The 25,214-nt window shown below is 42.4% G+C and carries 27 protein-coding genes and 4 pseudogenes; 14 read left to right on the top strand and 17 right to left on the bottom strand.

The window, feature by feature from the left end; all coding sequences use genetic code 11:
- Window positions 1–11: 11 nt before the first annotated feature.
- A pseudogene (locus NSTCB13_RS10220) lies at window positions 12–182 on the top strand (four helix bundle protein); the annotation flags it as partial.
- Between the two features lie 91 nt (window positions 183–273).
- Here NSTCB13_RS10220 and NSTCB13_RS10215 read toward each other — a convergent pair.
- The 7 genes from NSTCB13_RS10215 to NSTCB13_RS10185 all read right to left on the bottom strand — a co-directional run bounded on the left by NSTCB13_RS10215 (window position 274) and on the right by NSTCB13_RS10185 (window position 8,750).
- A complete protein-coding gene (locus tag NSTCB13_RS10215) occupies window positions 274–1,854 on the bottom strand; it encodes a methyl-accepting chemotaxis protein (protein ID WP_448272231.1) in 1,581 nt (526 codons plus the stop codon).
- A gap of 21 nt (window positions 1,855–1,875) precedes the next feature.
- A complete protein-coding gene (locus tag NSTCB13_RS10210) occupies window positions 1,876–3,282 on the bottom strand; it encodes a HAMP domain-containing methyl-accepting chemotaxis protein (protein WP_448269637.1) in 1,407 nt (468 codons plus the stop codon).
- A gap of 200 nt (window positions 3,283–3,482) precedes the next feature.
- Complete coding sequence (locus tag NSTCB13_RS10205; RefSeq protein ID WP_448272229.1) at window positions 3,483–3,806, bottom strand: hypothetical protein; 324 nt, start codon at window positions 3,804–3,806, stop codon at window positions 3,483–3,485.
- Entirely contained in the window at window positions 3,772–5,229 is a 1,458-nt protein-coding gene (locus tag NSTCB13_RS10200) for a methyl-accepting chemotaxis protein (RefSeq protein ID WP_445629455.1), read from the bottom strand. The genes NSTCB13_RS10205 and NSTCB13_RS10200 overlap by 35 nt, the downstream gene beginning before the upstream one ends.
- A gap of 518 nt (window positions 5,230–5,747) precedes the next feature.
- Window positions 5,748–6,791: a chemotaxis protein CheW gene (locus tag NSTCB13_RS10195; protein WP_448272226.1), complete on the bottom strand. Its 1,044-nt coding sequence runs from the start codon at window positions 6,789–6,791 to the stop codon at window positions 5,748–5,750.
- On the bottom strand, window positions 6,781–8,340 hold the full coding sequence (locus NSTCB13_RS10190; RefSeq protein WP_448272224.1) for a CheR family methyltransferase: 1,560 nt from the start codon (window positions 8,338–8,340) through the stop codon (window positions 6,781–6,783). The genes NSTCB13_RS10195 and NSTCB13_RS10190 overlap by 11 nt, the downstream gene beginning before the upstream one ends.
- Window positions 8,341–8,615: 275 nt before the next feature.
- Entirely contained in the window at window positions 8,616–8,750 is a 135-nt protein-coding gene (locus NSTCB13_RS10185) for a hypothetical protein (protein WP_448272223.1), read from the bottom strand.
- Window positions 8,751–9,059: 309 nt separating this feature from the next.
- On the opposite strand from NSTCB13_RS10185, the gene NSTCB13_RS10180 reads away from it, so the two are divergent.
- From NSTCB13_RS10180 to NSTCB13_RS10160, 5 genes are all read left to right on the top strand, one after another.
- Window positions 9,060–9,326 carry an NAD(P)H-binding protein gene (locus NSTCB13_RS10180; RefSeq protein ID WP_448269626.1) on the top strand — a complete coding sequence of 89 codons (267 nt, stop codon included), beginning with the start codon at window positions 9,060–9,062 and terminating at the stop codon, window positions 9,324–9,326.
- 91 nt (window positions 9,327–9,417) lie between these two features.
- The gene (locus NSTCB13_RS10175) at window positions 9,418–9,690 is read left to right on the top strand and encodes a hypothetical protein (RefSeq protein WP_445632258.1); all 273 of its coding nucleotides are present in this window, start codon (window positions 9,418–9,420) and stop codon (window positions 9,688–9,690) included.
- A gap of 337 nt (window positions 9,691–10,027) precedes the next feature.
- A complete protein-coding gene (locus tag NSTCB13_RS10170; protein ID WP_448272221.1) occupies window positions 10,028–10,246 on the top strand; it encodes a hypothetical protein in 219 nt (72 codons plus the stop codon).
- Window positions 10,247–10,530: 284 nt separating this feature from the next.
- A complete protein-coding gene (locus NSTCB13_RS10165) occupies window positions 10,531–10,686 on the top strand; it encodes a hypothetical protein (RefSeq protein ID WP_448269624.1) in 156 nt (51 codons plus the stop codon).
- 80 nt (window positions 10,687–10,766) lie between these two features.
- Complete coding sequence (locus NSTCB13_RS10160; protein WP_448272219.1) at window positions 10,767–11,453, top strand: DUF2996 domain-containing protein; 687 nt, start codon at window positions 10,767–10,769, stop codon at window positions 11,451–11,453.
- A 73-nt stretch (window positions 11,454–11,526) separates the two neighbouring features.
- Here the strand turns inward: NSTCB13_RS10160 and NSTCB13_RS10155 are convergent, their stop codons facing one another.
- Complete coding sequence (locus NSTCB13_RS10155) at window positions 11,527–12,024, bottom strand: TM2 domain-containing protein (protein ID WP_448272217.1); 498 nt, start codon at window positions 12,022–12,024, stop codon at window positions 11,527–11,529.
- 790 nt (window positions 12,025–12,814) lie between these two features.
- Here NSTCB13_RS10155 and acsF point away from each other — a divergent pair.
- Window positions 12,815–13,892: pseudogene (gene acsF / locus NSTCB13_RS10150) on the top strand (magnesium-protoporphyrin IX monomethyl ester (oxidative) cyclase).
- Window positions 13,893–14,071: 179 nt separating this feature from the next.
- Here acsF and NSTCB13_RS10145 read toward each other — a convergent pair.
- From NSTCB13_RS10145 to NSTCB13_RS10125, 5 genes and pseudogenes are all read right to left on the bottom strand, one after another.
- Window positions 14,072–15,286 (bottom strand): type I restriction endonuclease, encoded by a 1,215-nt coding sequence (locus NSTCB13_RS10145; RefSeq protein ID WP_448272215.1) that lies wholly within the window; start codon window positions 15,284–15,286, stop codon window positions 14,072–14,074.
- Between the two features lie 309 nt (window positions 15,287–15,595).
- Window positions 15,596–15,886 (bottom strand): annotated as a pseudogene (locus NSTCB13_RS10140) (hypothetical protein); the annotation flags it as partial.
- A gap of 39 nt (window positions 15,887–15,925) precedes the next feature.
- Window positions 15,926–17,293 (bottom strand): IS4 family transposase, encoded by a 1,368-nt coding sequence (locus NSTCB13_RS10135; protein WP_448272213.1) that lies wholly within the window; start codon window positions 17,291–17,293, stop codon window positions 15,926–15,928.
- Window positions 17,294–17,358: 65 nt separating this feature from the next.
- Window positions 17,359–17,526, bottom strand: a complete 168-nt coding sequence (locus NSTCB13_RS10130) for a hypothetical protein (protein WP_292705164.1) — start codon at window positions 17,524–17,526, stop codon at window positions 17,359–17,361.
- Between the two features lie 56 nt (window positions 17,527–17,582).
- Window positions 17,583–17,756, bottom strand: a complete 174-nt coding sequence (locus NSTCB13_RS10125) for a hypothetical protein (RefSeq protein ID WP_448273244.1) — start codon at window positions 17,754–17,756, stop codon at window positions 17,583–17,585.
- 181 nt (window positions 17,757–17,937) lie between these two features.
- Here NSTCB13_RS10125 and NSTCB13_RS10120 point away from each other — a divergent pair, with 181 nt between their 5' ends.
- Window positions 17,938–18,282 (top strand): hypothetical protein, encoded by a 345-nt coding sequence (locus tag NSTCB13_RS10120; RefSeq protein WP_448272212.1) that lies wholly within the window; start codon window positions 17,938–17,940, stop codon window positions 18,280–18,282.
- 685 nt (window positions 18,283–18,967) lie between these two features.
- Window positions 18,968–19,480 (top strand): hypothetical protein, encoded by a 513-nt coding sequence (locus NSTCB13_RS10115; protein WP_094348271.1) that lies wholly within the window; start codon window positions 18,968–18,970, stop codon window positions 19,478–19,480.
- Window positions 19,481–19,678: 198 nt separating this feature from the next.
- Here NSTCB13_RS10115 and NSTCB13_RS10110 read toward each other — a convergent pair whose 3' ends face one another.
- Both NSTCB13_RS10110 and NSTCB13_RS10105 read right to left on the bottom strand, forming a co-directional pair.
- Window positions 19,679–20,260 carry a thioredoxin family protein gene (locus NSTCB13_RS10110; protein ID WP_448272211.1) on the bottom strand — a complete coding sequence of 194 codons (582 nt, stop codon included), beginning with the start codon at window positions 20,258–20,260 and terminating at the stop codon, window positions 19,679–19,681.
- Window positions 20,261–20,405: 145 nt separating this feature from the next.
- Window positions 20,406–20,621 carry a chlorophyll a/b-binding protein gene (locus NSTCB13_RS10105; RefSeq protein ID WP_114083012.1) on the bottom strand — a complete coding sequence of 72 codons (216 nt, stop codon included), beginning with the start codon at window positions 20,619–20,621 and terminating at the stop codon, window positions 20,406–20,408.
- Window positions 20,622–20,795: 174 nt separating this feature from the next.
- On the opposite strand from NSTCB13_RS10105, the gene thyX reads away from it, so the two are divergent.
- From thyX to NSTCB13_RS10080, 5 genes and pseudogenes are all read left to right on the top strand, one after another.
- Window positions 20,796–21,518, top strand: coding sequence for an FAD-dependent thymidylate synthase (thyX, locus tag NSTCB13_RS10100; RefSeq protein ID WP_448272210.1), 723 nt, complete (start codon window positions 20,796–20,798; stop codon window positions 21,516–21,518).
- A 100-nt stretch (window positions 21,519–21,618) separates the two neighbouring features.
- Complete coding sequence (locus tag NSTCB13_RS10095; RefSeq protein WP_448272208.1) at window positions 21,619–22,476, top strand: Rpn family recombination-promoting nuclease/putative transposase; 858 nt, start codon at window positions 21,619–21,621, stop codon at window positions 22,474–22,476.
- 96 nt (window positions 22,477–22,572) lie between these two features.
- Window positions 22,573–22,989 (top strand): annotated as a pseudogene (locus NSTCB13_RS10090) (XisH family protein).
- Window positions 22,977–23,312: an element excision factor XisI family protein gene (locus NSTCB13_RS10085; RefSeq protein ID WP_448272206.1), complete on the top strand. Its 336-nt coding sequence runs from the start codon at window positions 22,977–22,979 to the stop codon at window positions 23,310–23,312. Before NSTCB13_RS10090 ends, NSTCB13_RS10085 begins: the two are co-directional and overlap by 13 nt.
- Window positions 23,313–23,472: 160 nt before the next feature.
- Window positions 23,473–23,862, top strand: a complete 390-nt coding sequence (locus NSTCB13_RS10080) for a hypothetical protein (RefSeq protein WP_448272204.1) — start codon at window positions 23,473–23,475, stop codon at window positions 23,860–23,862.
- A 23-nt stretch (window positions 23,863–23,885) separates the two neighbouring features.
- Here the strand turns inward: NSTCB13_RS10080 and dcd are convergent, their stop codons facing one another.
- Window positions 23,886–24,455 (bottom strand): dCTP deaminase, encoded by a 570-nt coding sequence (dcd, locus tag NSTCB13_RS10075; RefSeq protein WP_448273166.1) that lies wholly within the window; start codon window positions 24,453–24,455, stop codon window positions 23,886–23,888.
- 86 nt (window positions 24,456–24,541) lie between these two features.
- Window positions 24,542–25,078 carry a P-loop NTPase family protein gene (locus NSTCB13_RS10070; RefSeq protein ID WP_445629440.1) on the bottom strand — a complete coding sequence of 179 codons (537 nt, stop codon included), beginning with the start codon at window positions 25,076–25,078 and terminating at the stop codon, window positions 24,542–24,544.
- Window positions 25,079–25,214: the final 136 nt, after the last annotated feature.

Here is a 25,214-nt window from a genome sequence, read left to right as displayed (position 1 = left end):
CTGCCTCCTCCTACATTCAGTTTCTTCATATAGCATTAGGCTCTCTTAGAGAACTAGATACGCAGCTAATTATAGGTAAAGAGGTAAAATTAGCTACTCCTGAGTTATTTGACCCAGTTTTAGAAGAAGTAGATAGGATGCAAGGAATTTTAGTCTCTACTATTCAAAAGTTAAAGTCTTAATTTCCCCTCCTGCCTCCTGCCTCCTGCCTCCTGCCTCCTGCCTCCTGCCTCTCTCTGTGCAAGGGTTTTCGGACTTAACGAGAAAAGTCAACTAAATGGTTGCCTTGAGTGCTTGCGCTGACTCGTTTAGTTGTTGAGTACCAGAGCGGATCTGGCTAATGCCACTGGCAGTTTCACGCGCAGCAATATTTAGGTCATTCATGGCAGAGACAATTTGCTGAATGGCGATCGCTTGCTGGTTGATATTGAGTGAAATCTGTTGACTGTTGATGACAATGTTATTCACTGCACCTTCTACACCAGCAAAAGATTCTGACGTTTCCTGGGCAATTCGCGTCCCTTCTTCTACAGTTTTAGTGCCTTCATGGGTGACAACGACAGTGATGCTGATGGCAGATTGAATATCGCCTACCAAGGTGCTAATCTTTTCGGTTGATTTTTTGCTCTGGTCTGCTAATTTGCGAATTTCAGCAGCGACAACGGCAAAGCCTTTCCCATGCTCCCCTGCCCGGACTGCTTCTACAGCCGCATTTAACGCCAGCATATTAGTCTGACTTGCCAACTCGCCTACCAAACCAGAGATACTGCCAATCTGCTTGGTTTGTTCATTTAAACGTGCGATCTGGTCGGCGATCGCTGCGACTTTCTGCTGTAGGGTTTCCATGCCCTTGAGAGTACGTTTTACAGCTTCAGCACCGTTACCTGCAAGGGTCAATGCCTGCCGTGCGCCTGCTACCGCCGATTCTGCCTGTTCGGCTGACTGCTGCGATGAGGCTCCCAATTCATCAATGGTGATAGTGGTTTGATTGACAGAAGTTGCCTGCCGAGTCGCAGTCCGTTCTTGTTGCTCAACCGCAGCGGCGATTTCATTGGTGGAGGCAGCCATTGTTTGAACAATTTGAGCAATTTTGCCTGTCAACGGTTTAGCAATTTTGTTGCTCAGAAAAAATCCTAGTAAGATTGCCCCCACAGGCCCAGCAATAATACCAGTAATCACCCAACCTGTGGTCAAACGGGTATCGTCACTGGCGGCTTTATTTGCATCTTCAGCAGTATCCTGATTAATTTTGATCAGTTGCAACAATAAGTTAGTTGCAGCTGCAAAGGAAACATCATTTTTGACAATCGCATTTTGTCTGAGTTTTGTCAGTCGATCGGCAGCAGCGATCGCCACCTTCATTTCTGGAGAATTTTCTTGCTTCTGGCTGGTCAATTCCAACTGTCTGGCAGTGGGATTTACAACACCTAACTGGGCAAAATCCTGGTAAGCCTGAAGATAGGTAGCATGATCCTGCTTCCACACTTGCCACTGTTGCTTAAACGTCTGATAGAGTTTGTCCTCGTCGGGGCCGCGGGGCGTGGTTTCATATTCCTCAAGTCCTGCGTCAATCTGCTTCCAGGCTGCCTGCATTCGATTTAACTCAGACTGTTTGGCTGCTGCGGGTAATTCGGGGTTGAGAATCGCTCGTTCTGCCGACTGGATCTGGGTCTGCCCTTCATTAACTCTCCACAATCCGTCGATGCTGGGGAGGCTGTTATTACTGAGGGTGTCGATATGGCTGCTTAATTGATGAGTACCCCGCCAGCCGAAAAACCCAACGACCAAAACAACACCGCCCATCAGCAAAAACGATCCCATCAATCGTCCATGCAGAGACATATTTTTTAACATAGCTGTAACTCCAATACATTTTTAGACAACGGCTTTTAGTTCTTGGGCGGCATCATTCAGTCGTTGGGTACCAGCTTTAATTTGACTAATACCAGAGGCAGTTTCCCTAGCAGTAATATTAAGCGAGTTCATAGTTTCTACCACTTGTTGCACTGCGATCGCCTGTTGATTGGAAGTAAGGGAAATTTGTTGACCATTTAGCGCGATCGTTTTGATGGCATCCACAATTTTTTCTACGGTTTTTGTGCCTTCATCTGTCACCATAACGGTGGAATTGGTCGATTTTTGAATGTCTAAAACCAGTACATTAATTTTTTCAGCCGATCGCTTACTTTGGTCTGCCAGTTTGCGAATTTCGGCAGCAACAACCGCAAAGCCTTTGCCATGTTCCCCGGCTCGCACGGCTTCTACTGCCGCGTTGAGCGCCAGCATATTAGTTTGACTTGCTAAGTCACTAACCAGGGTGGAGATCGTGCCGATTTGATTGGTTTGTTCGCTTAGATGGAGAATTTGGGTGGCAATATCGCCTACTTTCTCGCGTAGACTCGATTGGCTCAACTGACCCTCTTGAGTGCGACCGTCTACCAGCAACAACACCTGCCGCGCCCCTGCGGCTGAGGCTTCTGCTTGTTCGGCAGACTGGCGCGAGGAAGCCGCCAATTCATCCATTGTCGTCGTGGTTTGGTTGACAGAAGTGGCTTGTTGGATAGTAGCGCGTTCTTGCTGCTCGATCGTCGTGGCAATTTCGGTTGTAGAAGTTGCGATCGCGCTGGCAGAGGCGTTCATCTGGCGGGAAGTGCGGCTAATGACCCAGATGCCAATCAAAACAGATACCACCAGAGAGAGTCCACTAGCTAACATCACCGTCAACTTAAGGGCATTGAGCGCTTCTTGTTGCTCTTTAGCGGCAATTGCAAAAGTCTGATCTTCTCGCTGCTGCATTTCTTCAATCATGTCTACGACATCCTGCCCTTGATTGCGGAAATTTCCTTGACTCCAGCTTTCCACGGCTTCTTTGACTTTGCCCCGATCCACCTTTTCAATCAGGTTATTGTCAAAAGCAATCTGTTTATTCAGCAGTTCCTCTAGTTTGCTTAAAGACTGTCGTTCCTCTTGCGATCGGGCAAGTGTTATCAGTTTTGCTAGAAATTCCTTAGAATCCTTTTGAGTCTTTTGGTAGCTCTCAAGCGATTGCTGATTTTTTTCTAACAAATAGCTTCGATTTGCCTTAGAACTACTTTGCACGCTAACAGAAAGATCGTCGAGTATTGAGTTAATGTCATAAGAAGACAATAAATTTTCTGACCGTTGGTTCACCGTGTTGATATTGACGATCGTCATTCCGGCAGAAATTAACAATGCCAGCACGGGAACTGCATATCCGCCAATAATCCAGTATCTTAGTCTCCAGTTTCGTTTGCTTTCCATCTTGCGATCTCCTGTAAGTAAATAAGTTCGAGAATTTCCAGATATTGATAAGGGGAAAGGGGAAAGGGGAAAGGGGGCAGGGGGCAGGGAGCAGGGAGCAGGGAGCAGGGGGCAGGGAGCAGGGAGCAGGGAGCAGGGGGAAGGGAAAAGAAAAGCTTTTAACCCAAACCCAGTAACTTTTCCCAAAGCCCAATTTCAAGTTAAAAATACTTAACTAAACAGTATTGCGGTATACACACGAATCTCTTAATCTGCACCTTTGTTACATCGAGCAGCACCTTTGTTGCATTGACCAGCACCTTTGTTACATCGACCTGCATCTTTGTTGCATCGACCTGCACCTTTGTTGCATTGACCTGCATCTTTGTTACATCGACCTGCACCTTTGTTGCATTGACCAGCACCTTTGTTGCATTGACCAGCACCTTTGTTACATCGACCTGCACCTTTGTTACATCGACCTGCCCCCTGCCCCCTTCCCTCCCCTGATTACACAACACTCTGTAGCTTATAAGCTGCATCATTGAGTTGGTGAGTGCTAAGGCGAGTTTGACTGATGCCGATGGCTGTCTCTCTAGCAGAGCTATTGAGTGCATTCATTGCTTGTAAAATTTGCTGAACCGCAATGGATTGCTGGCTAGCGTTTAGCGAGATTTGCTGAATATTCAACACCATCCGGTTGACGGCATCGGTGACATTGATAAAGACCTCCACCGTCTGCTTAGTTATTGCCGCGCCCTGTTGAGCGGTTTTTGTACTTTCATCTGTCATCACAACGGTTGAGTTGATGGCGGATTGAATGTCATTCACCAGCACATTAATTTTTTCAGCCGATCGCTTACTCCGATCTGCCAGTTTGCGAATTTCGGCGGCGACGATTGCAAAGCCCTTGCCCTGTTCCCCCGCCCGGACTGCTTCTACTGCCGCATTTAGCGCTAGCATATTGGTTTGATTTGCTAGGTCGCTCACCAACCCGGAAATATTGCCAATTTGCTTAGTTTGTTCGTTCAGGCGTAGCATTTGGTCTGCTACTGCACTAACTCTGTGGCTCAAAGCTGCCATTCCTTCCAAAGTCCGGTTCAGTGATTGATTGCCTTGATCTGCCAAATTTAAGACTTGTTGAGCGCTGGTTGAGGCAGTAGATGCTTGCTGGGCAGACTGTTGAGCAGAGGCGCTGAGTTCGTCCATTGTAGTGGTAGTTTCGCTGACCGAGGCTGCCTGTTGGTTAGCAGTGCGTTCTTGTTGCTCGATTGTGGCGGCAATTTCAGCTGTTGAGGTGGCGATCGCACTGGCTGATTCATTTATCTGTCGAGCAGTGCGGCTAATTATCCAGATGCCAGTCAAAACCGACAACAGCAAGGAAAGTCCAGTTGCGGACAGAATTGTCAGCTTGAGCGTATCGAGCGCTGCTTGTTGTTCCTTGGCAGCCAAAATTACATTCTGGTCTTCTCGGCGCTGAACTTCATCGATCGCACTTGTCAGGCGATCGACCATACTGCGGGCATTTTCGTGACTCCAGGTTTCAACAGCTTCCTGAAGCTTACCTTGATTCACTTTGCCAATCAAATCATCCTCAACAACCATTAAGTTATTCAGCAGTCCCTCTAGCCTGGTTAATGACTGTTGCTCTTGCTCTGTTCTGGCAAGCGACATGAGCTTGGACAAAAGCTCGTTGAAGCTTCTTTGAGATTTTTGATATTCGTCAAAGGATGTCTGATTTTTTTCTAGCAAATAGCCCCGAACTGACTTAGAACCGCTCTGCACATTCGTGGCAAGGGCATTAATCGCTGAATTAACTTTATAGGAAGAAACTAAATCTTGCGATCGCTGACTCACCAGATTGATATTAATAAATATCAGTCCCGCAGAAATTACCAACGCCAGAATGGGAACTCCATAGCTGCCCATAATCCAGTATCTCAGTTTCCAATTTCGCTTACTTTGCATCTTGTTATTTCTTGTGAATGAATGAGTTCAAGGATTTGCCAATATTTCTATCATTTGTAATCTTTGCGATCGGATTTTTGAATCAAGGGAAGATTGCACAACATTCCGTAGTTTATCGGCTGCGTTATCTCTCTTGAGTTTGCTGTGAATCTCAAATCTGCGAAACCTAACCCTAGTGCTTGTGAGGGCTGGGGAAGGGGAAAGGGGCAGGGAGCAGGGGGCAGGGGGCAGGGGGAAAGGGGCAATGCAACAAAGGTGCAGGTCGATGTAACAAAGGTGCAGATTAAGAGATTTGTGTGTATACCGCAATACTGTTTAGTTAAGTATTTTTAACTTGAAATTGGGCTTTGGGAAAAGTTACTGGGTTTGGGTTAAAAGCTTTTCTTTTCCCTGCCCCCTGCTCCCTGCTCCCTGCCCCCTGCCCCCTGCCCCCTGCTCCCTGCCCCCTGCCCCCTGCTCCCCTGCTCCCCTGCTCCCCTGCTCCCCTGCCCCTTTCCCCCGCTTGCGTCACGAAAGCGTTAGACTTCTTCATTAACAACCAACACCTCTGAAGTAAGCAATTTAGACAAATTGATAATGCTCATCATCCGATCGCGATAAGGTGCGACACCTTGGAGATAGTCGTCTTTGGCAGAATTCAAGGCAATTGGAGGCGCGGTCATTTGGGAGGGATGAATATACGTCACATCAAAAATGTCATCGACGGCAATGCCCGCCACTCGTCGATCCAGACGCACGACAACGGCTTGCTGATGCAATCGCACCCCATTCATGGGCAGATCGACTACATTATTGATGTTAATTAAGGTGACAATTTCGCCCCGCAAGTTGATGTTGCCAACAATGTGCGGCGGACAGCAGGGAATTGGGGTAATCTTGTGAATCTCGGTAAACTCATGCACCGTTTCTAAGCCAAACCCAAAGTACTCACCCGCCAACCCCACAACTGCTAGAGGCAAAAGCGATGCCGAATCCTCGTCATCAATCGAACACCGCAGAGTTTCAGTTCGCTCTTGCAAAATCTGTCGCTCCTGGGAATCGAAATGAGCGTATAAGCCTTGATTTAGGGCTGAATCAGAGGGGTGTTTTAGTGCGTCATTGACTGAGCCGTTGTTAAAATCAGACTCTATAAAAGCGTGTTGCATCAACAGTTCGGGATTGAGCAATGTAACGATGCCGTCCTCAAGGTTGGCAATACCAGTCACCAATCTATCCGGCAAACTCTCTTTCGATCGATCGCAAACATCGGCAGCGATCCGATCGAGTGCGATCGCTTGCACGCTATCCACTTGATTGACGATGATTCCGAGTCGTTGAGTTTGCCACTCCACGACAATCATGCTGTCAGTCAATTGAAAAGGGGGACGTGCTTGTTCTACAAGGCGATATAAATCCATCACGGGGAGAAACTTTCCTCGCAGATTAATCACGCCTAAAATTGTGCTGGAAGTTTTGGCGATCGCAGTCACTTCTGGCAGAAAGAAGAGTTCTTGCACGGCTGTAGCCGAAATGCCATAGCGTGAATGATTGAGTTTAAACATTAAATAAGATTCATGGCTCATAACTAGTTGAATTTAAGTGCTTAAGAACGTGTGCTTTTAGTTGAGCAGTGGTTTGCTGATTATGGGAATCGACCGCTTCTTGAGGTAGATTTTGCAAAATTTCTAGAAGCGATCGCCAGGTTTTTTGAGCCTGTTTTTCATTTCCCTCTCGTTCGTATATAGAACCCAATTCCAGGTGAGCAGTAACAGAATTAGGAGCGAGATAAATAATACGTTTTAAGAATAATTTGGCACTGTCGCGATCTCCCTGCTCTTCGGCGATTTGAGCCAACAAATGATAAGGTTCGATCGCCAATGGGCTGATCTGGAGTGCCTGCTGACACGCCTGATTCGCCTGGGAGTAATCGCCAAAATTCGCGTAAGCTTCTGCCATCAAACAATATGCTTGAAAGTGTTGGGGGGCAACAGCAATCAGTTGTTGGGCTATTTGAATGACATCGGCATAAGCTTCTTGAATTAGCGATTCCTGGGCTGCATCTAAAAGAGTTTGAGTGTTGGCGCTCGCGTCCAAGTCCGTCTCCAAGCTGGGGAGAGAGGGGTAAAAAATTTCGGTTTCCCTGCTTTCAATGGCAGCAGGTGTTATGGTATTCAAGACTTTGCTCTGCTCCTTGAGTAAGCTATGCCTTTGATAAACCGCAGATTGTGGAAAATTTTTGATTTGAAACGGTTCAGTTTTTTGCCCGTGTAATTCCGTGTGTCCTGTGAGCAGAAACCCTCCCGGTGCCAGAGAGCAGTAAAACTTGTCTATAACTTGGGCGATCGCCCTGAAGTCAAAATAAATAAACACATTGCGGCAAACAATCAAATCGAAATCGTGAATGCTAGACGCGTAAGCAAGAAAGTTATCCTGCATCAGGTTTCCAGGTTGAAATGTAACCATTGCTTGAATAGCAGGATCGATTTTCCAACCTTTTTTGTGGGATTGAAAGTAGCGATTTTTGATTTCTTCAGTGGTTGTCCGAAAAGACCAATCGCTGTAAATTCCTTGTTGAGCCAGGGCGATCGCGGGTTGATTAATATCTGTGCCTAAAATCAGAATGTCCCATGTCTGATTGTCAGGGATTAGTTCCTTCACCAGAATGGCAAGTGAGTAAGCTTCTTCACCAGTCGAACACCCGGCACTCCAAAGGCGTAATGTCGGCCGATAAAATTCTCCATTAGCAGCGTTGTACTGAGTTAAACTAAGCTTTCGTTTGCGCTCGATTAACTCTGGGAGCAGCTGATTTTTGAGCAGCGACATCTGCCCCTCATCCCGAAAAAAATAAGTTTCAGTGACAGTGAGTAAAGAGATTAGTTCTTGCCACTCTGTCGCACCAGGAACTAATTGATTTCTTGCCACCAAGAACTGATAATAATCATTGAGCGAGCATAATCCCAGCGCCCGGATGCGAGTTAAAAGATTTTTCTTTAATCTATCTTGATAGTGTGGCTTGATATGAATGCCGAATATATCAGCAATCAGATCGACCATCTGTGACAAACTAAAGTCATCACTGTGTTGAGAATTGGATTCAAGTAAAATGGGGCGATCGCCGAGCGTTTGATTCATCACTACATGATTTTCGAGCCGATACGCTTAGGTTTCCCATTTCAATCTCTTTATTCGGATTTGTATGATATTTGGTAGCGAAGCTTAACGAAGTTATCGCTACTTGAAGAAATAGGCAATACGATTATTCCTTTGGGCAACGGTGGTGATGAAAGTGCTTCTCGCTGGATGAAGGCGGCTGGTATTGCCATCGATGAAGAACACGATCGCAAGGTGGCGAATGCCATCAGTTAGTAGTGGAACGGGTTGAATACGGGGTTAATGCGGTTAAAGAATTACTCTGTACCCTGACGATTGATGAGCGGTGAAGCGTGATACTGGAGTTTGAGGATGTTGACACGGACAAATTTGCTCAATTGGTGACAGATGCCCCACAGTGGACTGAGTGGATGGCGTGATTTTTTAGGCACAGATCGCGATCGCTAAAAGGTCAGTTCCTCGCAAGCAAAAAATTTACTTTTTAAAAGCAGGGCTATTTAAGCAATAAATGCTTATTAAACCTCATCTATGTTGAAACCTAGAGTTTTTTAAAAAATATATTTTTGTAGGTTGGGTGGAGTGAAACGCAACCCAACATTACCACTAAATTTTATGTTGGGTTACGCTATCGCTGCACCCAACCTACAAAACTACGGTTTTCAAGGTAGACGAGGTTTATTTGTACTGAAAGTGTTATTGATGGCTAAAATTTCAGTATGCTCTAACAAGAATCGCCGATCGTGCTGAAAATTTTAGTCACGGGTGCTACTGGCAATGTCGGTCAAGAAGTTCTGAGTTTACTGCAATCCCACGATTGTAATATCTGTGCTGGAGTTAGAAATCCAAACAAGGCTAAACACCTCTTAGGTAACAATATTCAGTGCGTCCCCTTCAACTTTACCAATCCTGACACCTTCGAGCGTGCTTTTTTTGAAGTCAATAAACTTTTTTTAGTGCGTCCTCCTGCCCTTGCTAACATTCCTAAACAAATGACCAAGGACAAATGACAAAGGACAACCCTCTCCTGAAGGAGACGCTGCGCGAACACTAGTTAACTTTATTTGCGCCGACTTACTTAATTCAAAATTATTTATGATGATGAACATTGGAATAATCGAGCCAAAAAATAGCGGGTTTTTAGAAGTGATGCCAGAGGGAGAAGGCAGCGACTACTGGCAGATTGCAGCTGTACACATCAATGGCCAAGTCTTCTGCCCTAGCCCTCGCCTTTATCGCAATGAGCAGGTGGCATTAGCGCAAGCTGCACAAATTTATGATTGGCTAGCTGACCACGAGCCACAAATTAGTGCTGGGGGTTGCTACTGCTCCGAGTTGAAGTTAGCGCTGTGGCATCAACCGAAAGTTTCTTAGTTGCCCAATTCATCCAACTTTGGCTAGAAAAGAATTTTAGAAGCGCTAAGGTATAGCAGGGGACAGGGAACAGGGAACAGGGAATAGGGAATAGGGAATAAATGTGTACTGAGTTTTTTTCACGCAATCAAATACGAGTCCTATATGTTATTGCCAGTATTTTTCTCAAATTCTTAAGCTAGAGTTAAAAAACTTTAATATTTGTAATATTTAAAATCAAAAATTATTTTGCTCTGGTTGTTGAATCACTCCGGCGAGAGAACAACAGAGATTGTAGAAGAGGTTAGATGTAATTTGACAACAACCTTTTAAACCTAAGTTTATGCAGCAAAATTCTTTGATATCAGTCGAGGAAAAAGAAAAAATATTTCATACGGAACTAGTCAAATACGGTGTGGAATACGAACAAGCTCGAAAAGCAGCACAAATCTTAGCTTACAGTCAACCAGATGAGCTCTTATCACAACAAGACAGACAAATAGTTACACAAGCATGTCACAAGTGGTCAACAGAGCGTAAACGCTACAAACGCATCATTTCTGTTGTAGATTCTTGAAGGCATTAAGCAGATACTGTATAGAAATTTAAATTAATCACGCTCTATCAATGAAGTAGTAAAAACCCTGTACCAAAAGATTGCTCGGTTAGACGTTTTGATCGATAGACTTATTGGCATTGTGGGGAATTGGGTTTGGGGAAAAAGGGAAAGCGGCTCATAAAAACCCTTTTCCCAATAAAGATGAGTCCCTTTCCCCCAAGAGTGCAAAAGTTACTTTTGCAAGAGGTCTAATAATGCTGGCGTCTATCCAGACAATCATGTAAATATTCTTACCATTGACTGTGAGTTACTTGATTCCACAATCAATGCCAACGCCTTTGACTGCGATCGAGGATCGCAAAGACGCGATGAATCGCTGTCAAGACGAAAGACTGATTATTGTAGAGACGGTGATTTTTTATCGCGTCTCTTACCTTAACCATTCTGCACAGCGGTAGTAGTATGTCAAAATAAGAGTACCCGATACATCAAGGTGAGCGATCGCTCCCAAAGCTAGATTAAAGGATTGACCTGAGCAATGGCAGACCCAACCAATCACAATCAAGCGGGAGAAGTAGCTCCCAGCACTGTTGACAAGCAAGCTCCCAGTGTAGCTGAAGAACACGCTCCTAGTACAGACTCATCCGAAGCCACAGATATTCCTACTGCCAACGCGCCAGATCCTGAAGCCGCAAACCCCGAAGATAATCCCAACGCTGCCAAACCAGCTGCTGCATCACCCAAGCGAGAAAAACCCGCCGCCGCTAAAGCCGCAAAAGCAGAAAAACCCGCCGACGACGCAACAGAAGAAAAACCCGCCGCTAAAGCCCCTAAAAAGGAAAAAGCCCCAGCTGTTGAAAATAAGCCATTTGTAGAGTTCATTGAGCAAGACTACTTGCCAGCTTTACAAAAAGCGATCGCTCAAAAAGGTGTCAAAGATTTACAGGTGTCTTTTGCCAAGCAGAAGATGCCAATCACTGGCTTTGAATCTGCTGAAGAATGCTGGCAAATTATTGGCAGTTGGTCAGAAATTGGTAAGCGTCAGTTTAACCTGTATTTCCCCGATGAAGATATTCAAGGCAAAAAGGGATTTTCCTGTAATGAAGGCAAAAAACCTAGCACTCTTGAGTCATTCTTAATCGATGAGCGCAAAATTACCCTCGATTTGTTGGTATATGGCTTAGTTCAGCGCTTGGACGGTCAAAAGTGGTTAGGTAGAAATTAGTCATTGGTCATTGGTCATTGGTCATTGGTTTTTAACAAAGGACAAAGGACAAATGACAAATGACAAATAATAATTAAAGTTCGTGGAAATGGTAGGTAACGGCTCCAGTATTGGGGTCGTTATCAATTTTTACATAACCCGATTTGTACATCTCTTTGAGAGTAGCTTCCACTTCAGCAAAGCTGGCTCCTGTAAACTTTACGCCTTGAGTAACAGTTAAAATACCACCCTTGCTTTCCGCCGCTTCAATCAGTTTCACCATCAGTTGGTTGCCTGTTGGTCGGTGGACTTGAGAAGCAACTACTGCTTGATTCAACGGCACACCAAAGGGAGATACACCCGCTTTTAATCTCAAGTTATGTTCGTATTCGTCTACCATGTTGGGGATAAAGAATAAATCCACGAACTGCCCTATACCAAACACGCCACCAGTCAACAGCCATAACAAACCAGTTCCGATCTTGCCATTGTAGAAACGCTGCAATCCTCCTACCCCGATAAATCCGACTGCACACAAGATATAAGAGACAAGAAGTCGGTCTTTCTGCTGCTGATTGTTTTCAAGATTCATCTTGTTTTCAACCTTTTGGATTTACTCTTGTTGTTTAAGATGGTTTTTTTGACTGTTTTTTATACTAAGTGCTAATAGCTAGACTTACATTTTGCACCAGTTGCTTTCTAACAATTTTCGTAATAGACACTGCTGTTCTGATTTAAAGTTGTCGCCATTGTCTAATCTAGAATGATTGAGAAAGGTGCAAAAAATAACTAAAATACTTAGATTTTTCTAGTAATTATGCTACTCATGGATTGTTAATTTTAAGCTGCCCAACGTATTAATAGAACCCCATGAATTTATTGTAGTAACAACCACAGAAAATTACTGAGATAGTAGTGCTTTGAGAATCAAGAGGTAAGTGCTACTCCACTTAAACGAGATAATGCTGCTTGCTGAACTATATTTATTTGACTACCAATCCGCGATTTTTGATTCCGCAAATATGGAATGATTGTTGCAACTCTTAATGTTTTGCTTAGAAATTTCTCACCCGCACCTTGGTAGACTGAACTTTATACAATTGGATTATTGTGGGCTGTTACGGTTTGCCAGAAAATTTCTGGTGAGGCAGTCCGGTCTTTTCCCAAAGGGAGAGGCTAGCGCCAACGGAGTTTCCACGCCAGTTGCTTCTCCCAAGGGGAGACGCTACGCGTAGCTTGCTTCCCCGGAGGGGTACAAGTCGGCACAACCGCCCAACGCACTGGCTCCCCATGAGAAACTGCCGTTACCGTGGCGGTAGAGACGTAGGAACGTCACCCGAAAGGTCTACTTAAGATAATAAAGACGAAAGAGAAATCAAGACATGGTAGATTCCCTCAAAAAACCAGGCTTTGAAGAAATCCGGCCAGGGATTAAAGTCCCGGCAAAAGAAACCCTGTTAACACCTCGGTTTTATACTACCGATTTTGATGAAATGGCCCGGATGGATATCTCCGTCAATGAAGACGAGTTACAAGCCATTCTCGAAGAGTTCCGAACTGACTACAACCGCCACCACTTTGTTCGGGATGCCGAGTTTGAACAATCCTGGGATCATATTGACGGGGAAACTCGCAAGTTGTTCGTTGAATTTCTAGAACGTTCTTGTACGGCAGAGTTTTCTGGCTTTTTGCTGTATAAAGAACTTGGTCGTCGCTTGAAAGGCAAAAACCCCGTCTTAGCTGAGTGTTTTAACCTGATGTCACGGGATGAAGCGCGTCACGCTGGCTTTTTGAACAAAGCTTTGTCGGACTTTAATCTGTCCCTAGATTTAGGATTTTTGACTAAGAGTCGCAGTTATACCTTCTTTAAACCGAAATTTATCTTCTACGCTACTTATCTTTCTGAGAAGATCGGTTATTGGCGCTACATCACCATTTATCGCCATTTAGAAGCACATCCTGAAGACCGGGTTTATCCAATCTTCCGGTTCTTTGAAAACTGGTGTCAAGATGAAAACCGTCACGGCGATTTCTTTGATGCAGTGATGAAATCTCAGCCGCAAATGTTGAATGATTGGAAAGCACGGCTGTGGAGTCGGTTCTTCCTGTTGTCGGTGTTTGCGACAATGTATCTCAATGACATCCAACGCAAGGACTTTTATGCCACCCTTGGATTAGATGCACGAGAATACGATATCCATGTAATTAAGAAGACCAACGAAAACGCAGGGTCGGGTATTCCCACTGATGCTGGATGTAGAGAATCCAGAGTTTTATGAGCGGTTGGATGTTTGTATAAGCAATAATGAGAAGTTGGGTGCGATCGCTAACTCCAACACTCCCAAATTCTTGCAATTCTTCCAAAAACTGCCGCTTTACATCTCCAACGGCTGGCAGTTATTGCGGCTGTACCTGATGAAACCGATTGATACTGTTTCTGCTCAAGGGGCAGTTCGTTAACTCATAACAGATTTGCGAAAGCTTTGGTGGTTCTGCTATTGCAGAGCCACTTTTTTTTGTCCTTTTTCAAGCCAATGATTACCAATATGTCAACCAATTAGTAGTGCGATCGCTAATTTGTTAGCAGGCAAAAATCGGAGATAGTTGCTTAGGTGTAGTTTTGTAGTAGATATCTTGAGTTAAGCTGATCTCTCCATTCTAATTAAGTCTGGAGTCAATGTTTGATGCTTGGCTGCTTCTACCTCGTAACATCTGAGAATCAGTGATGTCAGCTTATCTAAATCACTGATAGAGGAAATAATTACTTTTGATGCGGCATCTCCCAAAGAAGCTGTTACTTCCTGCACTTCAAAGTTTGAAGCTAGCGACTTTACTTCATCTACACTTAGTCGAGTAACAAAACTTTTTTTCTGCGAAGATAGATACAGCCGCAGAAACCACCAAGTACTTTTGCCAACAAGATTGATACCAAAGTATGAAACAGTATCTTTGTATTGGAGTTGATAATTGTAACTCGTTGAGGTTTGCGTAATTGCTTTAATTTTTTCAAAAGCTTCGATTTCTTCAGCAGTTGTTACTACTTTTGATTCTTGAGGATCTGGTTGTATATCCCCTGCTTCAATATCTATGTCTATTGGAGGTTCAACAGGCTGATCTATTACTGGAGTAAGTGAGCGAGTCATTAACTCTACTAAACTTCCCTGAATCGACTTTTTAACAATTGGTTTGAATTTATCAATAATTTTACCAGTAATTCGACCTTTAATTTCATAACTAGGAGCAACTGTACCAAGTTCAGTCACTAAAAAGCGAACAAATTCTTCAGAAGGAGAACGTAAAAGATTTCCTAGAAGTTGAGTCATGCCTTTTACATAAACCATTTCCTCAGCATGGTTGGTAATAGCTGTAACCTCAAAATTATCACGGTGAAAGAATTTGAGGTTATCAATATCTTTAGTATCACATTCCAGGATGTTAAAAGTAAAAAATGGCTCCTTGTCCATGACATTTGTTTCACGCAAGTCTGTAAAAAAACGGTATTCAATACCGTTGGTGACGATAGCTACTTTTGTTGTCGAAAGTGCATTAAAATATCTGCTCAATTGTCCATCATGTGCCTCAGCTTTTTGACCACGGGCTTTTGCTTCTACGAGCATAACTTTAGTACCGTTAATAGCTAAGGCGTAATCTACCTTTTCAAACTGCCCTGCTTTTTTGATAGCAAAATCTGCCACGTATTCCGGTATTACTTCACTAGGATCGTAGACATCGTAGCCAAGAACACTCAAAAAAGGAACAATCAGTGCCATCTTGGTAGATTCTTCACCAATAACTTGGTCAGCCCGCTTACGGACTTGTTCAGATAGCTTGGTAATATCTTCAGTAAATGCCATATTGCTTGCTCCTGGTAGATTAGTAAGTATTGATACGTCTTTTTTGTAAAATAAGAGTGATTGTAAAGTGACGTAGTACGTTTGAATTGAAAGTGTTAGTGCGATCGCCTTTTTTATCACTCCTATAAAAGTATTCCCAAATAAGTACCAGCCTGTAACACTCATGACTTGTTCACAGGTGCAATGGCATCAGTAATGAATAAGAATAAATCAGAATGATTTTTTATGAAGCTTCAGCCTATAGCGATTCTCAAAAAAATGCTCAAGCTATAAAGCCCACGGATGAATTCGTGGGCTTTTTAATACAAGTTAACTTGCCCTTGCTGCTTTGTTTCCATTGTGGTTGCCATTTTTGCTGCCGTTACCGTTCGCACTGGCAATAAATGACGGTTGCTCTAAATTAGAAACAGGTGATTCGCCTCGCAGTCCCTTGCGACGCTGGTTTTTTGGAACACCTCCCGCCATACCATACTCCACACTACTTTTACCATACTGAGTGGCAACTCCTAAGAGCATATGCTCTGCCATATCTGCCAGCTCGCGCTCTGTTTGGAGCATTTCATGGTACAACTTATCCAGGTTGGAAAGAGCAGTGTTATATAGATGAATGGCACTAAGAAAAGCGGAAACGCTTATCAATTAAGCAGTTTGCAATTGTTTGCGTAATTCATGCCGGGGTTTGGTCATTAAGGGGTAGGCTTTGGGGCGACGTTTACGGACTCGTGGTTGATTTCTAGCTGGGCGGTCAGGAACAGCCTTGTGAGCAATAACTTTGAGTAAAGTGCGATAAATTTGGTGCCGTTTTTGAGAAGTTGCTGCTATAAGAGAGGGAATAAAGTTAATTAAATGGTGGCGAGTACCTTGCAGTGATAGGCGATTTGGAGAGGTAGTATAAGTAGTTCCAGCCGACCACATTAAGCTACGAAGTAGATTGTAAGCCAGCAAATAAACGTAAATTTCTTTGCGGATCATCGAAGGTGTTTTACATCGCAGAATATCCATACCCAAGGTAGTTTTGAGATGTCTTAAATTTAGTTCAACATCCCAGCGTTGTCCGTAAAGCCCAACAATTGCCAGAGTAGAATAAGAAGATCCATCTAAAAGAGTGGTAATTAAGCTAACTTGTTGAGTCCGAAAACCAGGAATAACAATATAATAGTAAATCTCTCGCACAGTTATGGAAGGAGGTAAAGCATTAAATTCATCTTTATCCAATCCTTTTGGGCAAGTTTTCGGCTTATACCAAGTAACTAATTTGTTGCAATCTCCAACAATTTTACCTTTTCGCATAGTTGTTGTGCGAGATTGATGTTTACGAAACACGGCATCACAATTAAACTTTTTGATACTAAACATATCGGCGTAAGCACAAAAAGCTCTATCCCCTACAAGCACATCATTAGGTTTGAGAAAACTGTACAGAATTCTTGCTAATTTAATATCATGAGTGTTCAGAACATCTATGCACAAGGCAACGGCAGCTCCCGTTAATAAACTGAATATCACACCAATTTTGGCAATTGGGAATCCACATTCCGGCTTTTGACTACTGGGTTGTGGGTATTCTTTTTGGTTTTCTACAGTGTCAGGCATAGAGACCGTCGAGCCGTCTATCACCAAAATATTTCGACCACACCATAGATGTTCTTGGGTTACTTTCTCTTCCAGTTTTTGTGCTGAATAATTGAAAACTTTTTCTAACAATTTTTCTGGTAATCTTGCCCGTGCTTGGCAGTAAGCACTCGTATCTGTTGAGGGAACTTCTACTTCTGACTCAGCCAAATGTGCAATTATTTTACTCACAGCATTATTACAAGTTTTGTCTGTATCTAATACTTGAGATAAAAATGCCCATAAAGTTACGAATGGGTCAAACAACCGTTTTTTGTATTTAATTTTTAGCTCCGAGATTGCAAGTCTTATCACAGACTCTGGCAATAGTTCTTTAAACGGTAGTCCCAAACTTTGGCTAAATTTATCCTTGAGGATTTGTACTCGTAGTGTCACAGTAGTATTTATGATGTTTGCTTGCTCGTCTCAAGGAAAGTATTTCATGAACGAGTAAGCTTTTCCTACCTAAAATTTTTTTGGACAACCCGTACATTTTTGCACTGTCTGGAGTCAACCATAGCGTAGTTTACCGCCGCAGGCATCCCAACAAGGCGGGCGGTTACGCCGGGAGCAAACTTCATTAGCGATCGCAACACTTCATCAAGAACAATCGCCTGCCCCGTCGCCACACTGCTTAATAGCTTTGAAATCTGTAGCGCCTATCCTGTATAGCTTAGAGCTTTTCTTAGTGCCATTCGTTATATAGATTTTCTCTAGTTCGCATTGTCTCAATTAGGGTTGAGAAGGACGGTAGGGTAAGTCCATTGCCTAGATTTAAATTCGGATCGATTGAGTTGATGCTTGCAGCACGACGCACTGCTTTTTCTAACACCTGAGAGGTTCTTTTTCTCCGAGCCATGATATGAACCTTGTAATACAGTACGGTTAATATTCTTTACTTTAAAAAACTTCCGTATCGATCGGCTTGAGAAAACTCCAGCAATTCTCTAATGCTTTTTGTTACATAGCAATGTCGTAATTAATGCGCGATATACCGAAATGAGAAAGCAATCAAGCTTTTGAGAAAGCAATATGTCTTTTTGCTTGCTAAATCTACCGAAATGAGAAAGCAATCAAGCATTTTGAGAAAGCAATATGCCTTTTTGTTTGCTGAATCTACTGAAATGAATGCGCGATATACCGAAATGAGAAAGCAATTAAGCATTTTGAGAAAGCAATATGTCTTTTTGCTTGCTAAATCTACCGAAATGAGAAAGCAATATGCCTTTTTGCTTATTAAAATCGACTCAATCGGGTATCAACACTTTTCGGATAAACCCAACAATCTCTCTTTTGGTCTGGGGGATAGGTTTCTCTTGCTTCCTAAACTGAAACCGTACATGAAACTTTCGCTTCACACAGTTACTCATATTTTGCTGCTTTGAAATGGAAATCTTTGCTCTTTCTTCTCTGCAAGACGCGCAATAGGCCAATACGGTTCGGATAAGCATTTTGAACTCAGAATAGGGTTTGGGCAAAAGGGAAATGGGTTTGCGGTTAAAGGTTTTTTATTCCCTTTCCCCTTTAACCGAACCGTATTGCGCATTGGGCAGACCAAAATATTGCTGAGTCAATGAATTTTACTTTTTACTCAGCAATATTTTAGTGAGAAAGGTTTTCGTGAGTTTCTACGGATATAACAGAAGCCGACATTAGGATACACTGGCATTTGAATACACCGGAAGTTCATCAGCGACTTAGTTTGTCGCTTCTGGTCACTTCCTTCCTAGTATCCTATTGCTTTTGGCTGTATGAAACTTACTCCAATCTACGGTAAGTCTCCCTGAAGAAGGTTTTTAGCATCTAAAACGACTACCACTGTTTTGAGGCTATAGCCTTAGAATATTTACAAGCTTTACTTACGAATTAGCTCTTTCTAGATAAAAGTACCATTTTTACTGTGTAAGCTGACATTCTACCTGTTTCATCCAGATTTGTGTAGCTTATTAACAAATCAACGGATTCATTAATATTAAGCCTGCTTTACTATTTAGTTTCTTAGCCCGACTTATTAGACAGCTAGAGTGTTCATTTCACTTTGTTCAATAGCTTTTAGCCCTTATCGCTCCCATGCTGACCCATCACCGCAAGCCCGTGTGCTTATCACTTATTTCCACTGACCTACCGATCTGGTCTGTTGTCGAAACTGCCGCGACATTGTATCAAAAAGATACCGATCGATTTCATTTACTGATGACCGCACCGCCTTTAATTAGCTGCGAAGTAGAGAGTGTCATCAGTCCAGAAGACACACTTCCTCAAAGCAAGAGCAAAGCTTACGCCCCTAACAGTCCCAGAATATTGTGGCTGGAGATTTCACCTTACCGAGTCATCATGACTATGCAAGGTAACGCTCAAGTGAGTTATCGTCACTTTTGGGAACAGGGTGTTTATGGCATTAGTCGCTATTGGTTGCCAACTGAGTCATTGCAACCTAACGATCCGATTCGTTTACGAAATTTTACTCGTAGCCTAACTCTCAACGGACATCCTTTACCAGAGAATTTGCGGCTGGAATATGAATTGTGGGCAGAAAAAGTCCAATTAGGATGCTACATACTGAATTTGGAAATTAAACATTAATAATCGTGGGCAGTAGGGAGACAAGGGAGATGAGGGAGACAAGGGAGATGAGGGAGACAAGGGAGACAAGGAGATAAACAAAACTCCTAACTCCTAACTCCTAACTCAGCACGGGCTAAACGCCCCGCTATCCATGTACAGCACTCAGCACTCCCAATGCCCAATGCCCAATGCCCAATGCCCCATGCCCAATCCCTCTTAACCAAAATAACTGGGTTGGTTTCCTGGTTTCCATTTAATATTGCAACCAACACTCGGCTTTTGCTCGCTCGTAACAGGTTTACCCGCTAGCACTGCTTCAATGGCTGCGCGTAAATCTGCACCTGTTACAGGTTTACCGTTACTGGGACGACTATCATCTAATTGTCCCCGATAAACAAGTTGGCGTTGGTCATCAAATACAAAAAAATCTGGCGTGCAAGCTGCTGTGTAAGCCTTCGCCGTTTCTTGGCTCTCGTCGTAGCATAAAGTAAAATTAAACCCTTGTTCTGTTGCAAATGCTTGTAACGACTCTGGCGCATCATCTGGGTAATTTTTTGCATCGTTAGCACTAATAGCAACGATCGCTAAATCACTTGTAAAATAATCTCTTCCTAACTGCACTAATTCTTGTTGGACGTGTTTTACAAACGGGCAATGCCGACAAATAAACATTACCAATAGTGCTTTTTTATCTGCAAAGGTAGAAAGTGAAGTTGCCTTTCCAGATACTACTTCCGGTAGATTAAAATCTGGCGCTTTAGTGCCTAGCGGCAACATAGTTGAAGTAACTAAAGCCATAGTTCACCCAATATTTTTACGCTGATAACTAACGGTTTTTGTTATCAGTATATTTTCACTCTAGCACTAAGTTTTCCATAAAATAAGAGACGGTAAATTTACCGTCTCTTACATTTGTTGAGAGTTATGTTAAATAAATTAGTTTTTACAGATTTGCCAAAACACCAACAATACCGTGTCCTGTGAATACTTCTAATGCTATCAGAGAGACAAAACCAATCATTGCTAAACGACCGTTGAGCATTTCTGCATAAGGAGTGAAACCAGTGCGATCGCCTTGTTCATCTATATATACTTTTGGCTCGATCGCAAAGTTGTTCAGTTTTCCTTGGTCATCAATAATAGCAGTGCTTGTACGCATGGGTTTTTACCTGTCTTCTGTTTATGTAAATAACTGTAACAAATTTATTAAAATTTGTAAAGTATCTTCATCTAATCGAGTAGAAGTCCAAGCCAGAGAAGAGATATGATGATGAATCGAGTTCAAAGCCATGTCTAAGTACTCTGTCTAAGCAATCCCAGTCACCAACAGCTAATGCATCGATTTCGAGTAGAGGTTATTGCCAAAACACCAAACCCGCAGCAGGTGATTTATGCCGCGATGCACCAGGATTATACTGATGGGTTTGTGTTTGATGAGCGCGACTCCTGGCCTTCTGAGTCACAAAGCGGCGAAGTTATTGTTAAGCGGCTTTTAGCGGGTGAGAGGGGACACTATGGGCCTTTAGAGCATCCCCAAATTGTTTTCAACTGTGGCTACTTTCCCCACAGTGTGATGCAGCAGGCGCGGACTCATCGCGTTTCTGTATCATTTGATGTACAATCTTTTAGGTACACAGGCAACCAATTTATTGACGTAGTAGAAGGTAAGAAAGACATAGAAGATGTTTTTTATCTACGTCCTGTTGGTTATTACACTGATAGACAAGGCAAAAAGTATCACTATTCACCAGAGCAACGAGCAGCAGATTTGGAGTGGTGTTTAGAAGCAGCTAAACGATATAAAGCTGATTTTGAGGGTGGAATGTCTGAAGAACACGCCAGAGGTAAAGTACCTTTTGACTATCGCCAGCATTTTGTAGTTAGTTTCAATTTAAGGTCTTTCTTGCATTTTTGTGACCTGAGAAATAAGAAAGATGCTCAATTGGAAATTCAAAAGTTGTGTGAACTGATGTGGCCTCATTTTGAAGATTGGGCACCTGCGATCGCACAATGGTATGAAAAGCAGCGTCTAGGTAAAGCCAGGTTAGCACCTTAGATCATGGCTAAAAGTTGACACAATTTACGGTAGGATAAGGCGAAGCGATTATCCTCAGATTTACTGGGTTTGATTTAGGGCGATCGCATCTATTTTTTTGATGAACAAAGCTGTCGATATTAGTACTAAAAAATTAATCAGCCTTGCACCAAATAATTGGGCAAAATGGGTGACAGGAATTCCCGACATTGTTACAGGCGAAATCTTAAATACAGAATTCCAATGGATTAGCCGACAAAGCGATGTTGTAATTCCGGCTGAAAGTCCCCAATACGGAAAATTTCTTATCCTCAATGAGTTACAATTACGCTACACATTAGAAATGCCGCGTCGGATGCGTGCTTATGCGGCTCTTGCGGAAGAGAAATATAAACTACAAACCTACCCTGTACTGATTAACATTCTCAAAATCAGCAACAGCGAAATATCTACAAGCTTTGCATCCAATTTTATTGGTTTAAGAGCAATTCAAGATTACCGCGTAATCAATCTCTGGGAAGTTGACGTAAATATTGCTTTTGAGACACCGTTACCTTCACTGCTTCCCTTTGTACCAATTCTCAAAGGCGGAGAAAACGAGTCTACAATTAGGGAAGCATTGCGAATGTTGCGTGCTGACGAGCAATTAAATCAACTTGAGACAGTTCTGGCATTTTTTGCAACCTTTGTATTAGAAAGTACTTTAGTTCAGGAAATCATGAGGTGGGATATGACAGTCTTAAGAGAGTCACCTTGGTATGAAGAAATTTTACGTGAGGGACAAGCACGAGGAGAAGCAGAAGGAGAAGTACGTGGAATAATCTCTAGCATCGAAACAAGTTTAGAGGCGAAATTTGGTAGCGATGGTTTGGAGTTGATGTCACAAATTTCGCAAATTTCTGACTTAGGGCAATTGAAAGAGATTTTACGCAGAATTGTTGTAGCAAATACAATTCAAGAGTTACGGAATGTTTTGTAGGATAAAGCGATCGCTCCAACTGCTGCCTGAGAGCTAGAATATGATGAAAGTTTAGACTATAAAATTTTCGAGTTATTACACTTAAAATTTTAATGAATGTCTGCAAGAGATATTTTTCATAATTTAGTTAGATTAGCATTGCAAAAAGATGGCTGGACAATTACACACGATCCACTGTCTATTGATTTAGCAGATGGACAATTGCAAATTGATCTGGGTGCATAACGGTTAATTGCTGCCCAAAAACAAGACGAAAGAATTGCTGTAGCAATCAAGAGTTTTGTTGCACCTTCTGCGATTTCCGAGTTTCATACAGCTTTAGGACAATATTTAAATTATCGAGTTGCACTAAAACTAAAAGAACCAGAGCGAGTTCTCTATTTAGCAGTTTTGCTAACAACTTATGAAGATTTTTTCTCACGGCAGTTGCCACAACTGAGTATTCATGAATATCAATTGAAACTGCTAGTATTTGACCCGGAAAATGAGGTAATTGTACAATGGATAAACTAGCGGAGTATAGACAAATCATCCAGCAAGTTTTGACAATTTATGCTCAGATTAAACCTGCCTATGGTGAAATCGAACGACAAACTATTTTTGATGTGCAACAGGATCATTATCAAGTTGTGAATACGGGGTGGGAAAATCGTCGTCGAGTTTATGGCTGTTTAATTCATCTAGATATTCGAGATGGTAAGATTTGGATTCAGTATGATGGGACTGAGATTGGCGTGGCTAATGAATTAATAGAGTATGGTATTCCTAAGCAAGATATAGTGCTGGCTTATCAGCCTCCTTATATGCGAAAGCTGACAGAATTTGCAGTGGGATAAAGCAGGCGATCGCACTCTAATTTTGGGGTATGATTTAGAGCGATCGCATAATGGTATGAAAAGCAGCGTTTAGGTAAGGCAAGATTAGCACCTTAAGCAAATTGAGTCATTAAAGTTTTAAACTTTAGAATTTTTTAAGCTACAATCAAGACAAAATTTGATGAAACCGCAAAATTTTATGAATATCAGTGTAGAGCAGAAGTTTTTACTTTCAAAGCCAAGTGAAATTATTGAGCTGTTAGAGAGCTGTAATCAGCTAGGAATTAATAATTATCAGTTTGAGGGCGGTACTGGAGGTAGGAGCATTTATTCTTTTCTCGGTTCTGTTTCTGACTCTTTAAACGGATATTTTTACAACCTAAATCTTTTTTTCTCACTTCCTGGTTTACCTCCCAAAACTTTGATTAAGAAAAGCTTTACTCTTTCTGAAATAAATTATGTATCAAACGAACTTCTCACTATTGATATCAACTATTTAGTTGATGAGTACGTCCGAGTTGCAAACCAACTCGGACTTGCCAAAATAGATTTAAGTTCTATTTTTGTGTAAAGTTTTTTTAGATATTATTCAGTCTAAACACGAGCCAACGTTACAATCTCTAGTTGATCTTGATATTTCCCTTGACGAGCTTCGTAACTGATAGCACAAGGTTCACCTTCTAAAAATAGCAATTGCACCACGCCTTCATTAGCGTAGATACGACAGTCTGCACTGGAAGAGTTAGAAAATTCTAAAGTTAAATGACCTCGCCATGCAGCCTCAGCAGGCGTTAGGTTTGCTATTATGCCACAACGTGCATAGGTAGATTTTCCAATACAAATTACAGTAATATTTTTAGGAACCTCCAGTTTTTCTAGAGCAACCCCAAGTCCATAACTATGAGCAGGTAGAATAAAGTAACTGCCATTGGCATCTGTATGCAGTGCTGTTGGCTCCAGATTCTGAGGATTAAAGTTTTTAGGATCAACTACAGTTCCGGGAATGTGGCGAAAAATGCGGAACTCAGCCGAAGAAAGGCGTATATCGTAGCCATAAGAAGATAAACCGTAGCTGATTACAGGTTTAACCGCTACTGATTCATCTTTTTGCACTTTTCGGATTAAACTTGGCTCAAAGGGGGAAATTAAACCCTGTTGAGCCATTTCAGTAATCCAGATATCGTTTTTAATCACAACTTCACAGCTAATTCAAACGGAATTACTAGGATATCCTGAATTGAGTATTTTGTTTAAGGTCGATAACTCCGGCGGATTTCTGTAATTTGATCTGCTACATCCAAGAGAGATTTTGGCATCTCTGGCCCTGTGAGAATGATATCGACGTGGGGAGGGCGTTTTGCCAAAAACGCTAAAACTTCCGTTTCAGGAATTAAACCAAAGTTAATCGCTAAACTTAACTCATCTAACACTACGAGAGAATACTTACTCTGACACACAACTTGTTGTGTATACTGCCACAGCTTTTGTAAGGCTTGATTTTCTGTATCGTCTAAATGTGGTGTATCGATACAACGAGGCAAATCACAGCGAATCCAATCTAAATTTTGTCCTAATTGTATAGGTCGATCTTGTCCTTGGCGGATACCTCCTTTAAGAAACTGTACTATTAATACTGGCGTTCCTTGTCCAGCTATTCTCAGTGATTGAGCCATCACACTTGTGAAAAAGTTACGATGTGAGCTAGTGAAAACTTGCACTAGACCTTCAACTGGATATGGTAGAGTTAGGGTTGAATTGATACTTTGAGTTTCTAGCTGGGCAACCATAAAGTTAAGTTCAAAAAAATACAATAAGTAAAGGGTTATTACTGGCGGTAAAACTGACAAATTTGCCTGTATAATCAATCTGTTTTTCACAGGTGTGGTGAATTTGGCAAATTGCATTCTTAGTCAACACTAGGTT

The organism is Nostoc sp. DSM 114160 (assembly GCF_053470305.1).
The sequence above is the reverse complement of the archived record's forward strand: the minus strand, read 5'-3'. Positions and strand labels throughout refer to the sequence as shown.